The organism is Thalassobaculum sp. OXR-137, assembly GCF_034377285.1.
In the GTDB taxonomy this organism is placed as follows: domain Bacteria; phylum Pseudomonadota; class Alphaproteobacteria; order Thalassobaculales; family Thalassobaculaceae; genus Thalassobaculum.
This window is the reverse complement of the sequence record NZ_CP139715.1, coordinates 1,145,047-1,163,769: the sequence shown is the minus strand read 5'-3', so window position 1 is coordinate 1,163,769 and position 18,723 is coordinate 1,145,047. Positions and strand designations below refer to the sequence as shown.

Sequence of the window (18,723 nt, the reverse complement as noted above, 5' to 3'; positions counted from 1 at the left end):
CCGGGATGCTCGACTGTCGCGGGAATCAACGCTTGGCTGCCGCAGCGTTGAGCGCACGCAGCGGACTGTACCGGGCCGGCGTTTTTGCGCGAATGCCGGCCCGGGTCAAGGGGAAAGCCGAAAGCGGGGTCCCGGCCGACGACCGGGACCGCAGGCGGTATCGTGTCAGGGCTTCTCGCCGTCCATCGATCCCGCGATCGATCGCATCAGCTCGTAGAGCCGCCGCCGGGCGGTGTCGTCGGTGATCCGGTAGTACGCCCGCACGAGCTCGATGGTCTCGCGGCGGCGCATGGGATCCTCCTCCATCGGACCGACCGCGGGGGCCGACGGCTCGATCCCGTCCTCGCCCGGCATGTCGTCGAAGAAGTAGGACACCGGGACGCCGAGGGCCTTCGCCAGCTCGAACAGTCGGCTGGCGCCGACGCGGTTGGCGCCGCGCTCGTACTTCTGCACCTGCTGGAAGGTGAGGCCCAAGGCTTCACCCAGCCGCTCCTGGCTCATGCCCAGTAGCGTGCGGCGCAGGCGAACGCGGGCTCCGACGTGGATATCGATGGGGTTCGGATTCGTAGCCGTAGGCGGACGGCCGACCCGACGGCGCCCTGGGCGGTCGTTCGCCATGCGATCCTCTGATTTCGTTAACCAAATAACCCCACGACTAATAGACCATACAATTGTATTCAGTCAACGCACTCAAATCGGGCAAACTGATTTAATTCCAATCAATTCGCAGGAGTTCTTCGACCGTCTCGAAATCGCCCGTACGCTGAAACAGCCAGCAGCGATACGACCATAAGAATTAAGGGGATATCACCAAATACCCCGAAAAGCGGTACCGGTATGGCGGCGGGCAGAAGACTGTCCAGGCTGCCGGTCACGCCGATGCCGATGCTTGCGACGATTCGGCCCGCGGGATCGATTACGGTGGATACGCCGGTATTGGCCGCACGGATCATCGGCAGGCCCTGCTCGATGGAGCGGAGCCGGGCGATGGCTAGGTGCTGGTACGGCCCGCTCCAGCGGCCGAACCAGGCATCGTTGGTCGCGTTCAGGAGCCAGGCCGGCCGATCGGCCGGGTCCACCGCCCCGTCCGGGAAGATCGCCTCGTAGCAGACCAACAGGGACACCGGCGGCGCCCCCTTCATCTCCAGGGTCCGCGGGCCCGGACCGGGGGTGAAGTCGCGCCGGCTCTGCACGATGGGGTTGACCGGCAGGATGTTCCGCAGCGGCACGTATTCGCCGAACGGCACGAGATGGGCCTTGTCGAAGATCCAGTCGAGCCGCGCCCGGTCGTCGAGGGCGAAGACGCTGTTGTAGACCTCGGACTGGCCGTCGACCTGGGCCACGCGCGGCGCGCCGAAGACCAGACTGCCGCCCGGCGGCGCGACCCTGGCCAGTGCGGCCATCAGCTCCGGCGCATTGCCGATCAGGTGGGCCACCGCCGTTTCCGGCCAGGCGACCACGGTCGGTCGGTCGGCGGAGGCCGCCAATCCGGGCGCCCGGACATCCGCCGGCCGGCCGGGATCGCTGAGGGTGATGTAGCGCCCCAGATGTTCGGGCTTCAGCAGCGGGTTCCACTTGTCGCGCTGGGGCACATTGCCCTGGACCACCCGCACCACCACGCCGGGGACCGATCCGCCGGGTTCTGCGATCTGCGGGATCGTCGCCTCGCGCATCATCCCCCAGCCGGCCAGGACCAGGAACAGCGCGGCGGCCGAGCCCGAGGCGACCGTCCGGACCCGGTCCGACACGCTTCGGTCGAGCCACAGGGCCGGCGCCATGGTGACGACGAGCACCAGCAGGCTCAGCCCGTAACTGCCGACCAGCGCGGCCGGTTGCAGCAGGGCGACCCAGCCATCCACCGTGGCGGAGGGCAGGTTCCAGGGAAAGCCGGTGAAGGCATGGCCGCGGACCCATTCCGCCACCGTGTACAGGGCGGCCAGGCCGAGCCAGAGCGGCCAGCCGTTGCGGAACAGCCGGCGCGCCAGGCCCCCGGCCAGCGCGGCGTAAAGCGCCAGCACCGCCGGCAGACCAAGATTGGCGAAGGGGATCAGCCAGGCATGCTCGCCGGCATTGACCAGCATGGCGTTGGCGATCCAATGCAGCCCGGCGATGTGGTAGCCGAGCGCCCAGAGCCACGCCCGGAAGGCGGCCGAGCGTACGCTTGCCGCATCGGCCACCACGGCCAGCAGCGCGGCATGGCCGAGGGCGAAGGGGAGCAGATGCAGGGGAGCGAGGGACAGGGCGGTCGCCGCCCCGGCACCCAGGGCGACGAGGGGCACGACCCACCGGCGGCGCCCGCTCCTACTCGGCGGCACGATCGGCGGCGTTCGGCTGGACCATGCGCACTTTCAGGCGGCGCAGGCGGCGCGGATCGCCGTCCATCACCTCGAATTCGATGCCGCTGGGATGGCGGATGACCTCGCCCCGGGTGGCGACGCGGCCGGCCAGGCTGAATACCAGGCCGCCCAGGGTGTCGATCTCCTCGCGCTCGTCCTCGGTGAGGAACTGGCCGGCGATCTCCTCCAGCTCTTCCACCGTCGCCCGGGCGTCGGCGACGATGGTGCCGTCGGAGCGCTCGGAGAGCTTCGGGCCTTCCTCGGTGTCGTGCTCGTCGACGATGTCGCCGACGATCTCCTCGATCAGGTCCTCGATGGTGATCAGGCCGTCGATGCCGCCGTATTCGTCGACCACCAGCGCCATGTGGCGCCGGGTCATGCGCATCTCCTGCAGCAGGTCGAGGGCGCGCGAGGACGGGGCGACGATCAGGATCTCGCGGGCCAGAGCGCCGGCGGCCACGTCGTCGCCGCTGTTCAGATGGGCCAGCACGTCCTTGATGTGGACCATGCCGATCACGTCGTCCAGGGAGTCCCGGTAGACCGGGATCCGGCTGTGGGCGACTTCGCTCATCTGCCGCGACAGGTCGGTCAGCCGGGTGGCCTGATCGACCGCCACGATGTCGGCGCGCGGCACCATCACGTCGTAGGCGGTGATGTCGCGCAGGCCGAGCACGTTGCGGATGATCGCCCCTTCATGCGGATCGATCGGCGAGGAATCCTCGCCGTTCTCGTCGATCAGCTCCTCCAGCGAGGCGCGGACGGCGGAGGTGCCGTTGCGGCCGAGACCGACCGAACGCATCAGTGTGCGCCACGCCTCGACCAGCGGTCCCTTGTCGGAGCCGCCGTTGCCGTTGCCGTTCCCATTGCTGCCGTAGGCGGTATTCTCGCTCATGCCGCCGCTCCCCGCGCGTCGCCGGGCAGCGGTTCGCCGCCGGCATAGGGATCGGCGATCCCGAGACCGGCCAGGATCTCGCGCTCCAGCGCCTCCATCTCCTCGGCCTCGTCGTCGTCGCCGTGATCGTAGCCGAGCAGGTGCAGGGTGCCGTGGACCAGAAGGTGGCTGACATGGTCGGCCACGCTCTTGTCCTGCTCCGCCGCCTCGCGGACGACCGTCTCCAGCGCCAGCGAGATGTCGCCCAGCGGCCGGGGGCCGGCAGGCGGCACGAAGCCGGCCGGGAACGACAGCACGTTGGTGGAGGAATCCTTGCCGCGGTGGTCGCGGTTCAACGCCCGCTGCTCCGCATCGTCGGTCAGCAGCAGCGACACTTCCAGATCGCCGGTCGCCCCGGCGCCGTCCAGCGTCGCCACAACGGCGCGTTCGGCGAGCGCGGAAAGGTCTGCGGCAACCTCTTCCCAAGCGGGGGCCGTGAGGGAGATGTCCAGTTCGACCGACCGGCTCGCGCCGGAAGGCCGGGTGCTAGATCGAGGACGACTGTCGCCCTCGGCAGAAGATTCTTCGTCGGTCATCGACTCTTGTCGCCGGGTAAAAGTACTCCGTCACGCGCATTGTACGCATGAACGATGCGTGTAACCAGGGGATGACGGACAACGTCAGCCGCGGTGAACTCCACGAACCCGACACCCTGGACGTCATGTAGGTGATCGAGCGCGTCCCGCAAGCCGGATTTGTTGCCCAGGGGCAGGTCGACCTGGGACAGGTCGCCGGTCACCGCCATGCGCGAATTCTCGCCCAGGCGGGTCAGGAACATCTTCATCTGGGTCGGCGTGGTGTTCTGCGCCTCGTCCAGGATCACATAGGCATTGGCCAGGGTCCGGCCCCGCATGAAGGCCAGCGGCGCCACCTCGATCTCGCCGGCGGCCAGCCGCCGCTCGACCATCTCGCCCGGCATCATGTCGTAGAGCGCGTCGTAGAGCGGACGCAGGTACGGGTCGACCTTGTCCTTCATGTCGCCCGGCAGGAAGCCGAGCCGCTCGCCCGCCTCCACCGCCGGCCGCGACAGAATGATGCGGTCCACCCGTCTGGCCTTGAGCATGGCGCAGGCCATGGCGACCGCGAGATAGGTCTTGCCGGTGCCGGCCGGGCCGAGACCGAAGACCAGTTCGTGCTGCATCAGCTGGTTGAAGTAATGGGCCTGGTTCGGCGATCGGGCGCTGATCGGCCGCTTGAAGGTATCGAGCCCCGCATCCCCCGCGAACTCGCGCACACCGCCCGCCGCGTCGGCCGCCTGGGCGTATTTCACCGCCGCGTCCACGTCGCCGATCTCGAACGGGTAGGGATCCTGGCCCTTCTTCTTGGTCTTCTCCAGCCGCCGGTACAGCCCTTCCAGGGTACCGCGGGCGGTCTGCAACGAGTCCTCCGCGCCGAGAATGCGCACGATGTTGCCGAAGGCCTCCAGCTTGACGCCGAGCTTCTGTTCGATGCGGGCCAGGTTTCGGTCGTGATCGCCGAACAGCAGCGGAATCAGCGAGTGATCGTGAAACTCGAGCTGGACGGAAGCGTCGTCGGCCGTGCCTGTGCTCACGCAGAAACCCTTTCGGCAGGAGGAGGGGGGAGAGACGAAGGCGAAGGAAGATCGGCGTCGACCGTGACGACCCGACCGGACAGGCTGTTGGCGCCGCCGAGATCGATGGCGACGTCGACCAGCGTCCCGAGCAGGCGGTCCGACGCGTCGGCATGGACCGACTGCATCCAGGGGCCGCGCCCGACGAGCTGTCCGGCACGGCTGCCGCGGCGCTCGAACAGCACCGGCTGAACCGTGCCGACCGCGGCCTCGTTGAAGGCGCGCTGCTGGGCGTTGAGGATCTGGTGCAGCGCCTCCAGCCGGTCGGACTTCTGCTCCTCGGTGAGCTGGTCGGCGACCGAGGCGGCGGGCGTTCCCGGCCGGGCGCTGTACTTGAAGGAATAGGCCTGGGCGTAACCGACCTCGCGGACCAGCCGCAGGGTATCGGCGAAGTCGCGGTCGCTCTCGCCGGGGAAGCCGACGATGAAATCCGAACTCAGCGCCAGATCCGGCCGCGCGGCGCGCAGACGGTCGACGATGCGGCGGTAGTCGTCGGCGGTATGGCCCCGGTTCATGGTGTCGAGGATCCGGTCGGAGCCCGACTGAACCGGCAGATGCAGATACGGCATCAGCGCCGGGACGTCGCCATGGGCGGCGATCAGGTCGTCGTCCATGTCGCGCGGATGCGACGTCGTGTAGCGGATGCGCTCGATCCCGTCGATCTCGGCCAGGGCGCGGATCAGCCGGCCCAGGCCCCAGTCGCGGCCGTCCGGACCGACGCCGTGATAGGCGTTCACGTTCTGCCCGAGCAGGGTGATCTCAAGGGTGCCGGCGGCGGCCAGACGCCGCGCCTCGGCGATCACCGCTTCGGCCGGCCGGGAGAACTCCGCCCCTCGGGTATAGGGCACCACGCAGAAGGTGCAGAACTTGTCGCATCCCTCCTGCACCGAGAGATAGGCGGCCGGCCCCTGGGCAGCGCTCTCCTCGGGCAGATGGTCGAACTTGTCCTCGGCCGGGAACTCGGTGTCCACGACGCCCGCGCCGCGCCGGTTCTCGCTGCCGAGCGCCCGGGTGACCAGTTCCGGCAGCCGGTGATAGGTCTGCGGGCCGAACACCATGTCGACCATCGGCGCGCGGCGCACGATCTCCTCGCCCTCGGCCTGGGCGACGCAGCCGGCCACGGCGATCAGCATTCGGCGTCCCTCGCGGGCGGCCTCCTCCTTCATCACACGCAGGCGCCCGAGCTCGGAATAGACCTTCTCGGTCGCCTTCTCGCGGATATGGCAGGTGTTGAGGATCACCAGATCGGCGCCGTCCGCCTGGTCGCTGGACGCATAGCCGTGCGGCGCCATGACATCCGCCATCCGGGCGGAGTCGTAGACGTTCATCTGGCAGCCGTAAGTCTTGACGTGAAGTTTCTTGCTCAATGGGACCGTCTTGTTCAAAGCCGCCGACTTCCATGAATACGTTTCTCATGGAAGCGATCGGTGATCGCAGACCCGAGCATCCCTCGCCCCTTTCGGGGACAGCGCCAGATCACCTGATCCATCAAGGTCGCGGCTACTCCCGCTTGCTGATCGCGCCGGATGATATCGTCCGGGTCGGCCTCTTCCCGGACCCTACGAAATGCCACGTCCCTGTCAAGCGACACTCGCATGACCCGCGGCAGAAGATCTTCGGGGCGGCGCGTCTAGCGCCCGGCATTGGCCCGGGCCAAGCCCGCCGCCACCTGCTCCTGCACGCGGCTGGCCAGGGCCTTGCGCGAGCCGGCCTCGTCGACGGTCACCGGCTGGTGAAACTCGATCACCACCGTGAGCTTGCCCAAGGCGGCGACCGTCCACAGGTGCGGCGCTAGGTCCATGTCGCCATACCAGGCGAAGAACGGCCGCAATCCGCGCCCCAGCGGGACCTCGTTCAGCTTGGTATAGGCGATCGACACCGGCTGGACGGTGAGTGGCCGGCCGCCGGGGCGGCGCTCGGCGACGGCGAAGAAGGCACTCTTGAAGGGCAGAACGCGGGTCCCGTCGCCACTGGTGCCCTCGGGGAACAGGATCAGGTTGTCGCCCGCCTCCAGCCGCTCGGCGATCTCGTCGCCGTGCTTGGCGACCGCCGTGCGCTTGCGGGCGATGAAGACCGTGCGCTGCAGCTTGGCCAACAGACCGAACAGCGGCCAGCCGGCCACTTCCGACTTGGCGATGAAACATCCGGTCACGGCCGAGCCGAGCGCGGTGATGTCCAGATAGGAGACATGGTTCGAGACGAACAGCACCGGCCGCTCGCGGACCCGGCGGCCGCGCACGATCACCTGGATGCCGAGAATCCGGGTGCATAGGCGGTGATAAAACCGCGGCAGACGCTCGGCCAGCCGCAGCCGCAGCATCACCGCCACCGCCTGGACCGGCATCAGCGCGACGGTCAGGAGCAAGTAGGCGGTGAGCCGGATGGCCGCCCTGGTCTCGGAACGGATCATCCCCTGCCCGTGGTCGAGCAGACGCCGCTCCTCCGCCTCATCGACAAAGACCGGGCGGAGCCGGTGCGTCGTTGTCGAGCCACCCACTGCGTCCGCCATGGTCAGCCGCCACGCGCCTCGCGTTCGTAATGCTTGTAGTATTTGTCGGTCACCGCGCTGGTCTGCACGATCACGCAGACATCGGTGGTGTTGAACTGCGGATCGACCACGGCCCCATCGCCGACGAACCCGCCGAGCCGCAGGTATCCCTTGACCAGCGGCGGCAGCCCGGCGAGCGCGCGCTTGGCGTCGATGCCCTCGGCCGGAAGCCGGTTCATGTCCACATACAGATGGTCGAGGGCGCGCACCCGCAGGGAGTCCGGCGCCAGGTGGTGGTGGTAGAGATAGCTGAGATCGCCGCCGACCAGATCGGGATCGGTGCCGGGCAGGGACGCACAGCCGAACATCAGGGTGATCTCGTGCCGGAACACGTACGCCGCGATCCCGCGCCACAGGAGCTGCATGGTCGGCCGGTTACGGTGGTCCACGTCGACGCAGGACCGGCCCAGCTCCATGATCTCGCCGGGGAAGGCCAGGATCTTGGAGATGTCGTATTCCCCGGCGGTGTAGAACGTGCGGCCGGCGGGCAGGCGCGAGCGCCGGATCAGCCGGTAGGTGCCGACGACCGCCTTCGCTCCCTCGCCCTTGGCGTGGTTGAGCACCAGCAGGTGGTCGGCGATCGGATCGAAGGCGTCGAAATCGCGCTTGAGCGCCGCCATCTCGCCGATCGGCTTGGCCGAGCGCTCCTCGTAGAAGACGCGGTACCGCAGGGCCTGGGAGGCGTCGATCTCCTCCGCGTCGCGGGCGAGACGGACCTCCAACTCGCCGGAGACGATCGCCGGAAAGGCCGCATCCGGATCGGGGGAGATAATCGCTGGGCGTTCGGTCGTGTCGCTCATCTGCCGCTATCTGACATCGACGGGATGTCCTTGCGAGGCCATGTTCATCGGCCGCATCGGAGGCCGGCGGACCGGATCGCGCGACCGTACCGTCGCATCCGCATGACTACAAGTCGCAATGCAGGCGTCAGTCGGCCTTCACAAAACCTTCTAAATCGGCAGCTTTTTAACCATCACCAGGGCGTCCACGGGGTCGGCGCGGCCGGACGCGTAATACCGGTCGCGGCGCGCCACGGTCTCGTAGCCTCGACCGGTATAGAGGGCCAGGGCCGGGTCGTTGTCGGCGGCAACGTCCAGGATCACCCGATCCGCGCCGGAGGCCCGGGCCACCCGCTCGAACCCGGTCAGCAGCGCAGCACCCCACCCCGCCCGCCGGGCCGACGCCTCCACCGCGACCGCCAGCACCTCGGCGGTATCGACCACGCATTGACCGATGACGAAGCCGACCATCCGGCCGGCGCTCTCGGCCACCATCGACAGGTTGGCGGGACCGGACAGCAGCCGCGCCACGGACTCCGCCCCCCATCGGTCGTCGAAGGAGGCCTGCTGGATCGCCGCGATCGCGTCCGCGTCCGACTGTTCGGCGGCGCGCAGCGCTGCCAGAAGCGCCTCGCGGTCGCTCATGACGCCGGCAGGTTGACCGCCGGAGCCCGCAGATAGAGCGGACGCAAGGGTCCTTCCCCGCCGGCCGCGAGCCGGACGGCCGCGACCGCCGCGACCGACACCGCGTCGGGCACCTCGCAGTCTGCCTCGACGGTGACGGTCTTGCCGGCCGGGGCCGCGGCGTCGGTCACCGCGTCGGCCGCGTCTCCCGCCGACCGGAAGGCTGGAGCCGGCGCCAGCGCCACCGCGTCCGCTGCCAGACGCACCGACGGCACGTCCACCGGCCGGCCCGCGCCGTCGAACCACTGGCAGAACAGGTCGCCGCGCTTGCTGTCGAGGGCGGCGAGCAGCGGGGTGTCCGCCGGTCCCGCGGCATGGGCCAGGGCTTCCAGGGAGGTGACCGGCACCGTGCGGGCGCCGACCGCCAGCGCCAGCCCGCGCGCCGCCGCCAATCCGATTCGCAGGCCGGTGAAGCTGCCGGGGCCGACCGTGGCGGCAACGGCATCCAGCGAGTCCGCCGTGCAGCCGGCCTCCGCCAGCACCCGTTCAACCATGGGCAGGATCACCTCGGAATGCCCGCGGGTGAGCCGTAACCGCGCGGCGGCCCTGATCTCTCCCTCCTCGGCGAGAGCGACCGAGCAGGCCCCGGCGGAACAGTCGATGGCGAGCAATCGGCTCATCGCCCGGCCCCGTTACGCTTGCCCTGCTTGCGGCGATGCGCAGCATTTCGAATTGCGGCTGGCATGAAGTAGTCTACATCCCATGAAGTTACGTGTCCGAGCCCTCGCGTTCGCGCTGACCCTGACCGGCCTGCTGGCCGCCCCGTCCGCCGTCACCCTCGGTGTCGGGACGACGCCGGTATTCGCGGCCGAGTCGGCGGTGGTGTTCATGTACCACCGTTTCGGCGAAGCGGAGTATCCCAGCGCCAATATCCGCCTCGACCAGTTCGAGGAACAGCTCGGCGAACTGCGCACCGGCGGATACACCGTCCTGCCGCTGCCGGACATCCTGGAGAAGATGCGCACCGGGGCCGACCTGCCGGACCGCACCGTCGCCATCACCATCGACGACGCCTATGTCTCGGTCTACGCCGAAGCCTGGCCGCGACTCAAGAAGGCCGGCATTCCGTTCACGCTCTTCATCGCCACCGATCCGATCGACCGCGCCAGCCCGGGCTATATGACCTGGGACCAGATCCGCGAGCTTCATGCCGCCGGCGTGACCATCGGCAGCCAGACCGCCTCCCATCCGCATCTGCCGGACCTGGATGTGGATACGGTCAAACTGGAACTCGACCGGGCCGCTGGCCGGATGCTCGACGAGCTCGGCGAAAGGCCGACCCTGTTCGCCTATCCCTATGGCGAGTACGGCCTGCAGATCGAGAAGATCGTCGCCGAGCGCGGCTATGCCGCGGCCTTCGGCCAACAGTCCGGGGTGCTGCACGCCACCAGCGACCGGTTCGGCCTGCCGCGGTTCGCCCTGAACGAGACCTATGGCGGGATCGACCGCTTCCGGCTGACCGCCAACGCCCTGCCCCTGCCGATCCGCGACCGGGTCCCGGCCGACCTGATCGTCACCTCGAACAACCCGCCGCCCTTCGGCTTCACCGTGGCGCCGGAGATCGGCGATCCCAGCCGGATCGACTGCTACGCCTCCGGCCAGGGCCGCACCCAGACCGAAGTGCTGGGCGATCGGGTGGAGGTCAGGCTGTCCGAGCCGTTCCCGGCGGGCCGGGCCCGGGTCAACTGCACCATGCCGGGTCCGGACGGCCGCTGGCACTGGTACGGGATCCAGTTCTACATCCCGCGGTGACGGTCCGCGCCCGGCCGGCCTTGGGGCCGGTCAGCTTTGGCGCCGGTCAGCTTTGAGGAATATCCTCGAGCGAGTCCCAACCGACGCCGCGCCGGATATTCGTGGCGCCCAGCCGGGCATCGCGGAAGTCCTCCAGGTCGTTCTGCGCCATGAGCGCGACCAGTTCCTCGCCATAGACCGCCCCGCGCTCGCTGTAGCGGATCAGCGTCCGGGCCAGGGCCCGCGGCGAGGCGCCGTCGGCCCGTGCGGCCCGGAACTCCCGGTAGCTCGCATGGGTGTTGAGGTTGTGCATATAGCCCCGCACGGAGTCCAGGAGGCTGCCGAACGCCCGCACGGCATGGCCCGCCTCGGGCGCGCCGGAAGGCGCCAGACCCTGGGACTTGTCCCAGGTCCATTGGCCGAACAGGGCGTTGCCTTCGCGCGCGAAGCGGGACCGGCCCCAGCCGCTCTCGACGATCGCCTGGGCAAGCGCCAGGGGCACGGGCACGGCATCGACCCGGAGCAGCAGCGTGCGGCCCGCCGCCCCGGTGAGCGCCGTTTCGGGATTGGCGGCGTCGCCGTCGATCACGCCGTACTGGCGGGCGATCGAGATCAGCCATTCGGCGTCGCTCCGCCGCAGCTTCTCGTCGTTGCGCAGACGCTCCAGCAGGGCGCTCACCCGGGTCCGGTCGATCTCGATCTCCGCGTTCACGCGCAGGATCAGGGGCAGCACGGTGCGGAGGAAGGCGTCCTTGCGCGGCCCGACATCCTCGACCCTGTCGAAATCCGCCGGCAGGGCGGTCAGGTACAGCCGCGGCACGTCGGTCTCGCCCGCCCGGACCGTACCGAGATCGTAGGACGCGCGGTCGTACAGGCCGAGCAGCGTCGCGGAGGATGCCACCGTGAACGGGTGCCCCGCGTCCGGCAGCGGGGCGGGGATCCCCAGGCGGGCGGAGGGTGCCGCCGTGCGCTCCGGGAGCGGCCAGTGCGGCGGGCCGAAGGTGAAAGCCGAGCCCTGGTACGCGACCAGGCACAGCGCGCCCACGATAAGGCCCACCCAGCGGGCGCGTCCGGATGTTATCGTTCTGGGAACCATACAGCCTCCCGGTCCCGACCTCGGCCGGCTGGCGGCTCGACCGGGATCGGAGTCCTGATGAGATCAGTAGTAGTCGGCCATGCCGCCGGCGGCGCGGACTTCCCGGATTTCCGGGATGTAGTGGCGCAGCATGTTCTCGATGCCCATCTTGAGCGTGGCGGTCGAGCTCGGGCAGCCGGCACAGGCGCCCTGCATGGTCAGCGTGACAACGCCGTCTTGGTAGCCGTGGAAGACGATGTCGCCGCCGTCCATGGCAACGGCCGGGCGGACCCGCGTATCCAGAAGTTCCTTGATCTGCGAGACGACCTCTTCGTCCTCCGGGAGGACTTCCGCCTCGGAGGCCTCGGTCGCGCCGTCCGCCAGGATCGGCTTGCCGGCGACGAAATGCTCCATGATGACGCCCAGCACCGCCGGCTTCATCAGGTACCATTCCTTGTCGTCGCGCTTGCTGACGCTGATGAACTCGTTGGCGAGGAAAACCGTGGTCACGCCATCGACGTCGAAAAGCGCCGCGGCGAGGGGCGAGCCGGCAGCGGCCTCCTCCTCCGACTTGAACTCGGCGGTACCGCTCACCATAACGGTGCGTCCCGGCAGGAACTTCAGTGTCGCCGGATTCGGGGTCTCTTCGGTCTGAATGAACATGACTCATTTCTCCAGTCTGGCATCGGGGGCGCACGCGGTTCGCCCGCCGCGCCGATGCCGGCAGATGACGCATAGTTGGGGTGTGGGCCGATGACGTCAAGTCAGACCCCGGACGAGAACGCCCATACCGGCGACGCACGAGAGCCGACGGACGCCGGACCTGTTGGCTATGCGCCGGTCCTGCGGCGGATCGTCGGGCCGAGCAACGAGGAGGCCCGCCAGCTCGTCCGGTTCCTCGACGACGACGACGATTCCGATCTGCCCCCGGTCGATCCGACCCTGACCCCGCTGCATTGGATCCTGAAGGAGTCCGCCGTCTACTCCTCGCGCCGGTTTCTCGCCCGGGATCTCGGCCGCCTTCTGGTGGCGCGCGGCTACCCGCTGATGCGGATCACCTATTTCATCACCACCCTGCATCCCCAGGCGACGGGCACCTCCATCGTCTGGTACCGCGACATCGACGAGCCGCGGCAGATGCGCGTCATGCGCGGCATGCAGCAGACCACCGCCTATAAACAGAGCCCGATGCCGCTGATCTTCGAAGGCGCCCAGGGCATCCGGCGGCGCCTCGACATGCCAGGCGAGCAGAACGATTTCCCCATCCTGAACGATCTGCGCGAGGAGGGGGCGACCGACTATGTCGCCATGCCGCTGGTGTTCTCCGACGGCAACATCAACTTCACCACCTGGACGGCGGACCGCCCCGGCGGCTTCAACACCGAGGAACTGCGCGAGATCTGGGAGTTCATGCCCGCGCTCTCCCTACGCATGGAGGTGCTGGAGCGGCGCGACCTGACCCGCCAGCTTCTGACCACCTATCTCGGCCGGGCCACCGGGGAGCGCATTCTCGCCGGCGAGATCGTGCGGGGTGTGTCCGAAGGCATCCGGGCGGCGATCTGGTACACCGACATCCGCGACTTCACCACGCTGTCCGACCAGCTCAGCCGCGACGAGATCATCCACATGCTGGACGATTACTTCGAGCGCGCGGTCCAGGCGGTGGAGGAGCGCGGCGGCGAGGTGCTGAAGTTCCTCGGCGACGGCATGCTGGCCATCTTCCCGGCCGATCCGTCCCGGGGTCAGGCAGAGGGCGATGCCGAGGCGTGCCGGCTGGCGCTGGCGGCAGCCCGCGATACGGTGACGCTGGTCCAGACCCTGAACACCCTGCGCTTCCGCCAGGACAAGCCGGCGATCGGCTTCGGCATCGCCCTGCATCTGGGCGAGGTCGGCTACGGCAATATCGGCGGCGCCGAGCGGCTCGACTTCACGGTGATCGGCCCGGCGGTGAACCTGGCCAACCGGATCGAGGGGCTGACCCGGTCCCTGTCGGCGAAGATCCTGGCCTCGCGCGAGTTCGCCGACGCCGTCGGCGAGCCCCTGACGCCGCTGGGCGCACATCCCGTGAAGGGCCTCGCCCGGCCGATCGACGTCTTCACCCCCGCCGACCTGTCGTGAGCCCGGCCGATCAGGCACCGGCGGCCTCCGCCATGGACGACCGCGCCATCGCCCGGGCCGGGGCGACCATCGCGATCCTGTCCGTCGTCGCCAAATCCTCCGCCTTCCTGCGCGAGGCGGTGATCGCGATGATCTACGGCCGCGGCCCGGAGGTGGACGCGTTCTTCGTGGCGCTCGCCCTGCCGGTCTTCCTGGTGCAGATCGTCGCCGGCTCGTTCCAGATCGCCGCCATCCCCGCCCTGCTGGCGGCCCGGCGCGGCGGCGACCGGCAGCGGGCGGCCGCCCTGGCGACCTCCGGGGCCGGGATCGTGGCCGCGGTGATCGCAGGCGCGGCCCTGCTCTGCGCCGCCTTCGCCCCGCTCTACCTGCCCGCGGTCGCTCCCGACTACGCGCCCCGCACCATTGCCCTGGCCTCGGACATGCTGTGGATCATGACCCTGTTCGCGATCCTGGGCGGCCTGGCCTATGCCGGCGGCGCGGTGCTGACCGCCGAGCGGCGCTTCGCCCTGCCGGCCATCGCCCCGGTACTCACCCCACTCGCCATGGCCCTGCTGCTGATCGGATTCCGCGACAGTCTCGGCGTGTCGGCCCTGGCCTGGGGGGCGGTGGTCGGGACGGTGGCGGAGGCGGCCATCGTGCTGACCGCCGCCCGGCGGCTGGGCTACCGGCTGTCCTTCACCGCAAGCCGGGCGGATCTCGCCGCCCTGCTGCGGCGGTGGGGGCCGCTGTTCCTGGCGACTCTGCTGCTGTCCGGCGCAGGGCTGATCGACCAGCTCATGGCCGCGCGTCTCGGGGAAGGGGCCGCCTCGGCCCTGGGTTATGGCGCGAAACTGGTGCTGGCCGGGCTGCATGTGGTGACCACCGCCCTCGGCATCTCCGTCCTGCCGGCCTATGCGGAGAACGCGCTGGACGATCCGGCGGCCCTGTTCGCGCGCCTGAAGCGGCATCTGGTGGTGGTGATCCTGCTGGCGATACCGGGGGTCGCCGTCGCCTGGCTGCTGTCGGAGCCGGTGATCGCCCTGCTGTACCAGCGCGGCGCCTTCACGGCGGAGGACACGAAGCTGGTGGCCCATGTGCTGAGCGCCTATGCGACCCAGCTTCCGGCCTTCGCGGCGGTGGTGATCCTGGTGCGGGCCGCCGCCGTGCTCAATCTCGGCGGGGTGATCCCGGTGGCCGCGGCCGTGAACATCGTGCTGACGATCGCGCTGAACGCCCTGTTCATGCGGTACTGGGGGGTGGTCGGGATCGCGCTGGCGACCGCTCCCGCCTTCGCGATGACGGGAGCGGTGCTGTATCTCGGAATCCTGCGCGATCAGGCCCGAAGGAGTTAGGGGCGCAGGAAACCGACGGTGTCGTAGACCTCCTCGACGATCGGCTTGGCCAGGGCGCGGGCCCGGTCGCCACCCTTGGCCAGGACGCCGTCGATATAGTCCGTGTCGGCCATCAGCTTCTGCAGCTCCGCCCCGATCGGGCCGAGCACGTCGACCGCCAGGTCCGAAAGGGCCGGCTTGAACTTGCCGAAGCCCTGGCCGCCATATTCGGCCAGCACCTCGTCGACGCTCTTGTCCGAGAGCGCCGCATAGATGGTCACCAGGTTGCGCGCCTCGGCCCGCTCGGCCAGACCCGCCGCCTCGCTCGGCAGCGGCTCCGCATCGGTCTTCGCCTTCTTGATCTTATTGGCGATCGTGTCGGCGTCGTCGGTCATGTTGATGCGCGACATGTCGGAGGCGTCCGACTTGCTCATCTTCTTGGTGCCGTCGCGCAGGCTCATGACGCGGGTCGCCGCGCCCAGGATCTGCGGCTCCGGCAGCGGGAAGAACTCGACCCCGAACATGGAGTTGTAGGCCTGGGCGATGTCGCGAGCGAGCTCCAGGTGCTGCTTCTGGTCGTCACCAACCGGCACATGGGTGCCCTTGTACGCCAGGATGTCGGCGGCCATGAGCACCGGGTACCACCAGAGGCCGGTGGTCGCGTTGTCCCGGTCCTTGCCGGCCTTGTCCTTGAACTGGGTCATGCGGTTCAGCCAGCCGACCCGCGCCACGCAGCCGAGCACCCAGGCGAGCTTCATGTGCTCGTCCACCTGGGACTGGTTGAACAGGATGCTGTCCGTCGGATCGATGCCGGCGGCGATCAGGCTGGCCGCGACCTCGCGGGTCGCCTGCTTCAGCGCGGTCGGATCCTGCGGGACGGTGATCGCGTGCTGGTCGACCACGCAGAAGATGCACTCGTAGGATTTCTCGCCCTGGAGCGCCACCCAGTTCCGGATCGCACCGAGGTAGTTGCCCAGGGTCAGGTTACCGGTCGGCTGAATGCCGGAAAAGATGCGTCTCATGGATCAGGGACTCGCCATCGGCTAGGGTGCATCGGTGAAGTCTGTATGCGGGCGCCCACGGACGCCCGTGGCCGGTTTATCCCCGGCCAGCGCCTGCAAATCAAGCATCCGACGCAACCGGGAGCCGAAAGGAGCCCGCCGTGATCCGAGTGATCGAAAGCGTGAACGATCCCGGCAACGGCCGGGATTCCGAGGACCGGGTCGGCTGCGACCCGGCGCGGGGTCTCGCCTGGGTGATCGATGGCGCCACCGATGTCTGCGCCGCGCGGCTGTTTCCCGAGGCTCCCAGCGATGCGTTCTGGTTCGCCGGACAGGCCGACAGCCTGCTGCGCGACGGCACCGGCGGTGACGTGACCGAAACTGTGGCGGCGCTGATCGACGGCCTGCGCGCCGCGGTGGAAGGGCAGACCGGCGCGCCGATCTCCGCGATCCCGCCCGGCGACATGCCGAGTGCCGCCCTGACGCTCATGACGTGGAACGGTGCCGCCGGCACCCTCTCTTTCGGCGGCTTCGCCGATTGCACCGCCCTGATCCAACATCCCGGCCAGGGGGTCGTTTCGCCACCGAAACCGACGCGCGATCTCGACGAACAGGCCCAGGCCCGCCGCCTGCTCTCCGACGGCAGCGACATCGCCGCCACCCTGCGCCGGCAGCGGGCGGCGATGAACCGGCCGGGGGGATACTGGGTCCTCAGCGTGCATCCGGAGGCGATGGCGGGGCTCAACGCCCATGAGACCGCCGCCGAGCCCGGCACCCGTATCCTGCTCTGCACCGACGGGTTCTACCGGCTGGTCGATATGTACGGCCTGTACGACGATGCCGGCCTGTTCGCGGCGGCCGAGAGCGAGGGGCTGCCGGCGCTCATCGCCAAGCTGCGGGGGTTCGAGGCGGATGCGGCCGACGACATCCGGTTCGGCCGGTTCAAGACCTCCGACGATGCCGCCGCCCTGGTGGTGGAGCTGGCGTGAAGGTTTAGAGAGGACGATTCACGGTTCAGATCGTTTCGATCTGGACCGATCGTGCTCTATCCGGCCCGGCGCATGGCGGCGAAATCGCGCGGATGGGCGGCCTTCAGGATCAGGCAGGCGGCGGCATAGACCGCGAGGCCGGCAATCACCAGCCCGGCCAGAGCGCCGACCCGCTCGACCGTCGCACCGGCGAGCCAGGGGGCGAGCCACCCGGCCAGGAACCACAATGCCGCCGCCATCAGGCAAGCGGCCAGGACGATCTTCGGGGCGCGGACCAGCAGCCGCTTGTCCAGCGCCAGATGGCCGCGCCGATAGAGCAGGGTGGCGAGCAGGGCCGCGTTCAGCCAGGAAGAGATCACCGTCGACAGGGCGATGCCGACCTGGTCGAACATCGGCAGCAGGACCGCGTTGCAGGCGAGGTTGGCAACCACGGCGGCCGCGGCGACCTTGACCGGGGTGGCGGTGTCTTGGCGGGCGAAGAAGCCGGGTTGGAACACCTTGATCAGCACGAAGGCGGGCAGGCCGGCGGCATAGGCGGCCAGGGTTATCGCCGTCTCAAACCCGTCCGTGGCGGAGAAGGCGCCGCGCTGGAACAGCACGGTGATCAGCGGATCGGCGATCACCGAGATGGCGAAGGCGGCCGGCACCGTCAGCAGCAGGCCGATCTCCAGCGCCCGGTTCTGAGTCCAGATCGCCGCACCCTTCTCTCCCGCACGCACCTGGCGCGACAACATCGGCAGCAGCGCCGTGCCGATCGCCACGCCGACGACCCCCAGCGGCAGCTGCACCACCCGGTCGGCGTAATAGAGATAGGAGACAGAACCCGCCGGCAGCAGCGAGGCCAGCAGGATGCCGATGAAGGCGTTCACCTGCACCACCCCCGCGCCGAGGGCCGCCGGGCCGATCAGCACCAGCAGCCGCTTCACCTCCGGGGTCAGGCGCGGGCGCACCAGCGGCGGCAGCGCGCCCTCACGGCGACAGGCGACCGCCACGAACAGCGCCTGGGCGGCCCCGGCCACCGTCACGCCCCAGGCCAGCACGTGGCCGGGCGTCTCCAGCACGCCGGCGGCGAGGGTCAGGGCGGCGATCAGGATCAGATTGAGCAGGATCGGGGCGGCCGCCATCGCCCAGAACTTGCCCAGGCTGTTCAGCATCCCGCCCCACAGCGCCACCAGGGAGATCAGCGGCAGGTAGGGGAAGGTGATCCGGGTCAGCTCGACCGCCAGATCGTAGCGCGGATCGTCGCCGCCGAAGCCCGGGGCCAGCAGCAGGATCACCCCGGGCATGGCGATCTCGGCCACCGCCAGCAGGATCAGCAGCACCAGCAGCAGCACCGACTGCACCTGCCCGGCGAAGGCGACGGCGGCCTCCTGGCTCCTGGTCTCCACCATGCCGGCGAACATCGGCACGAAGGCGACGGTCAGCGCGCCCTCGCCGGTCAGCCGGCGGAAGAAGTTGGGGATCTGGAAGGCGACGAAGAACGCGTCAGCGATCGGCCCCGCCCCGACCACGGCGGCGATCAGCATGTCGCGCACGAACCCGGTCACCCGGCTGATCATGGTGTAGCCGCCGACGGTGGCGATGGCGCGGGCGAGGTTCATGGAGCCAGGATGTACGTGATTCGGCGCGC

18 protein-coding genes are annotated in these 18,723 nt (G+C 69.2%); 4 read left to right on the top strand and 14 right to left on the bottom strand.

Going from position 1 to position 18,723, the window contains the following annotated elements; all coding sequences use genetic code 11:
• Positions 1-165: 165 nt before the first annotated feature.
• From T8K17_RS05490 to tsaB, 10 genes are all read right to left on the bottom strand, one after another.
• Positions 166-618 (bottom strand): helix-turn-helix transcriptional regulator, encoded by a 453-nt coding sequence (locus T8K17_RS05490; RefSeq protein WP_322333497.1) that lies wholly within the window; start codon positions 616-618, stop codon positions 166-168.
• A 101-nt stretch (positions 619-719) separates the two neighbouring features.
• On the bottom strand, positions 720-2,279 hold the full coding sequence (lnt, locus tag T8K17_RS05485; protein WP_322333496.1) for an apolipoprotein N-acyltransferase: 1,560 nt from the start codon (positions 2,277-2,279) through the stop codon (positions 720-722).
• Positions 2,280-2,301: 22 nt separating this feature from the next.
• Positions 2,302-3,228 (bottom strand): hemolysin family protein, encoded by a 927-nt coding sequence (locus tag T8K17_RS05480; RefSeq protein ID WP_322333495.1) that lies wholly within the window; start codon positions 3,226-3,228, stop codon positions 2,302-2,304.
• The gene (gene ybeY / locus T8K17_RS05475; RefSeq protein ID WP_322333494.1) at positions 3,225-3,803 is read right to left on the bottom strand and encodes an rRNA maturation RNase YbeY; all 579 of its coding nucleotides are present in this window, start codon (positions 3,801-3,803) and stop codon (positions 3,225-3,227) included. Before ybeY ends, T8K17_RS05480 begins: the two co-directional genes overlap by 4 nt.
• Positions 3,800-4,819 carry a PhoH family protein gene (locus T8K17_RS05470; RefSeq protein WP_322333493.1) on the bottom strand — a complete coding sequence of 340 codons (1,020 nt, stop codon included), beginning with the start codon at positions 4,817-4,819 and terminating at the stop codon, positions 3,800-3,802. Before T8K17_RS05470 ends, ybeY begins: the two co-directional genes overlap by 4 nt.
• A complete protein-coding gene (miaB, locus tag T8K17_RS05465; RefSeq protein WP_322333492.1) occupies positions 4,816-6,225 on the bottom strand; it encodes a tRNA (N6-isopentenyl adenosine(37)-C2)-methylthiotransferase MiaB in 1,410 nt (469 codons plus the stop codon). Before miaB ends, T8K17_RS05470 begins: the two co-directional genes overlap by 4 nt.
• A gap of 263 nt (positions 6,226-6,488) precedes the next feature.
• Entirely contained in the window at positions 6,489-7,367 is an 879-nt protein-coding gene (locus T8K17_RS05460; RefSeq protein WP_322333491.1) for a lysophospholipid acyltransferase family protein, read from the bottom strand.
• A gap of 2 nt (positions 7,368-7,369) precedes the next feature.
• The gene (locus T8K17_RS05455) at positions 7,370-8,206 is read right to left on the bottom strand and encodes a GNAT family N-acetyltransferase (RefSeq protein WP_322333490.1); all 837 of its coding nucleotides are present in this window, start codon (positions 8,204-8,206) and stop codon (positions 7,370-7,372) included.
• Positions 8,207-8,356: 150 nt separating this feature from the next.
• A complete protein-coding gene (gene rimI / locus T8K17_RS05450; protein WP_322333489.1) occupies positions 8,357-8,830 on the bottom strand; it encodes a ribosomal protein S18-alanine N-acetyltransferase in 474 nt (157 codons plus the stop codon).
• Positions 8,827-9,489, bottom strand: a complete 663-nt coding sequence (gene tsaB, locus T8K17_RS05445) for a tRNA (adenosine(37)-N6)-threonylcarbamoyltransferase complex dimerization subunit type 1 TsaB (RefSeq protein ID WP_322333488.1) — start codon at positions 9,487-9,489, stop codon at positions 8,827-8,829. The genes rimI and tsaB overlap by 4 nt, the downstream gene beginning before the upstream one ends.
• 82 nt (positions 9,490-9,571) lie before the next feature.
• Here tsaB and T8K17_RS05440 point away from each other — a divergent pair, with 82 nt between their 5' ends.
• Positions 9,572-10,621 (top strand): polysaccharide deacetylase family protein, encoded by a 1,050-nt coding sequence (locus T8K17_RS05440; protein WP_322333487.1) that lies wholly within the window; start codon positions 9,572-9,574, stop codon positions 10,619-10,621.
• A 46-nt stretch (positions 10,622-10,667) separates the two neighbouring features.
• Here T8K17_RS05440 and T8K17_RS05435 read toward each other — a convergent pair whose 3' ends face one another.
• Together T8K17_RS05435 and T8K17_RS05430 are read right to left on the bottom strand one after the other, a co-directional pair.
• Entirely contained in the window at positions 10,668-11,657 is a 990-nt protein-coding gene (locus tag T8K17_RS05435) for a glucosaminidase domain-containing protein (protein WP_322333486.1), read from the bottom strand.
• A 102-nt stretch (positions 11,658-11,759) separates the two neighbouring features.
• Positions 11,760-12,338 (bottom strand): NifU family protein, encoded by a 579-nt coding sequence (locus T8K17_RS05430; protein WP_322333485.1) that lies wholly within the window; start codon positions 12,336-12,338, stop codon positions 11,760-11,762.
• A gap of 90 nt (positions 12,339-12,428) precedes the next feature.
• Here T8K17_RS05430 and T8K17_RS05425 point away from each other — a divergent pair, with 90 nt between their 5' ends.
• Positions 12,429-13,793: an adenylate/guanylate cyclase domain-containing protein gene (locus T8K17_RS05425; protein ID WP_322333484.1), complete on the top strand. Its 1,365-nt coding sequence runs from the start codon at positions 12,429-12,431 to the stop codon at positions 13,791-13,793.
• Positions 13,790-15,124 carry a murein biosynthesis integral membrane protein MurJ gene (murJ, locus tag T8K17_RS05420; protein ID WP_322333483.1) on the top strand — a complete coding sequence of 445 codons (1,335 nt, stop codon included), beginning with the start codon at positions 13,790-13,792 and terminating at the stop codon, positions 15,122-15,124. Before T8K17_RS05425 ends, murJ (T8K17_RS05420) begins: the two co-directional genes overlap by 4 nt.
• Here murJ (T8K17_RS05420) and trpS read toward each other — a convergent pair.
• Positions 15,121-16,125, bottom strand: coding sequence for a tryptophan--tRNA ligase (gene trpS, locus T8K17_RS05415; protein ID WP_322333482.1), 1,005 nt, complete (start codon positions 16,123-16,125; stop codon positions 15,121-15,123). The two genes, murJ (T8K17_RS05420) and trpS, sit on opposite strands and share 4 nt — an antisense overlap.
• Positions 16,126-16,265: 140 nt before the next feature.
• On the opposite strand from trpS, the gene T8K17_RS05410 reads away from it, so the two are divergent.
• Positions 16,266-17,093 carry a hypothetical protein gene (locus tag T8K17_RS05410; protein ID WP_322333481.1) on the top strand — a complete coding sequence of 276 codons (828 nt, stop codon included), beginning with the start codon at positions 16,266-16,268 and terminating at the stop codon, positions 17,091-17,093.
• A 56-nt stretch (positions 17,094-17,149) separates the two neighbouring features.
• Here T8K17_RS05410 and murJ (T8K17_RS05405) read toward each other — a convergent pair whose 3' ends face one another.
• Positions 17,150-18,694 (bottom strand): murein biosynthesis integral membrane protein MurJ, encoded by a 1,545-nt coding sequence (murJ, locus tag T8K17_RS05405; protein ID WP_322333480.1) that lies wholly within the window; start codon positions 18,692-18,694, stop codon positions 17,150-17,152.
• Positions 18,695-18,723 lie beyond the last annotated feature (29 nt).

Bases quoted from the DNA above. Each gene is read 5' to 3' on its own strand.
- T8K17_RS05490 (WP_322333497.1), bottom strand. From the start codon at position 618: ATGGCGAACGACCGCCCAGGGCGCCGTCGGGTCGGCCGTCCGCCTACG.
- T8K17_RS05480 (WP_322333495.1), bottom strand. From the start codon at position 3,228: ATGAGCGAGAATACCGCCTACGGCAGCAATGGGAACGGCAACGGCAAC.
- ybeY (WP_322333494.1), bottom strand. From the start codon at position 3,803: ATGACCGACGAAGAATCTTCTGCCGAGGGCGACAGTCGTCCTCGATCT.
- T8K17_RS05460 (WP_322333491.1), bottom strand. From the start codon at position 7,367: ATGGCGGACGCAGTGGGTGGCTCGACAACGACGCACCGGCTCCGCCCG.
- T8K17_RS05455 (WP_322333490.1), bottom strand. From the start codon at position 8,206: ATGAGCGACACGACCGAACGCCCAGCGATTATCTCCCCCGATCCGGAT.
- rimI (WP_322333489.1), bottom strand. From the start codon at position 8,830: ATGAGCGACCGCGAGGCGCTTCTGGCAGCGCTGCGCGCCGCCGAACAG.
- tsaB (WP_322333488.1), bottom strand. From the start codon at position 9,489: ATGAGCCGATTGCTCGCCATCGACTGTTCCGCCGGGGCCTGCTCGGTC.
- T8K17_RS05440 (WP_322333487.1), top strand. From the start codon at position 9,572: ATGAAGTTACGTGTCCGAGCCCTCGCGTTCGCGCTGACCCTGACCGGC.
- T8K17_RS05430 (WP_322333485.1), bottom strand. From the start codon at position 12,338: ATGTTCATTCAGACCGAAGAGACCCCGAATCCGGCGACACTGAAGTTC.
- T8K17_RS05425 (WP_322333484.1), top strand. From the start codon at position 12,429: ATGACGTCAAGTCAGACCCCGGACGAGAACGCCCATACCGGCGACGCA.
- trpS (WP_322333482.1), bottom strand. From the start codon at position 16,125: ATGAGACGCATCTTTTCCGGCATTCAGCCGACCGGTAACCTGACCCTG.
- murJ (WP_322333480.1), bottom strand. From the start codon at position 18,694: ATGAACCTCGCCCGCGCCATCGCCACCGTCGGCGGCTACACCATGATC.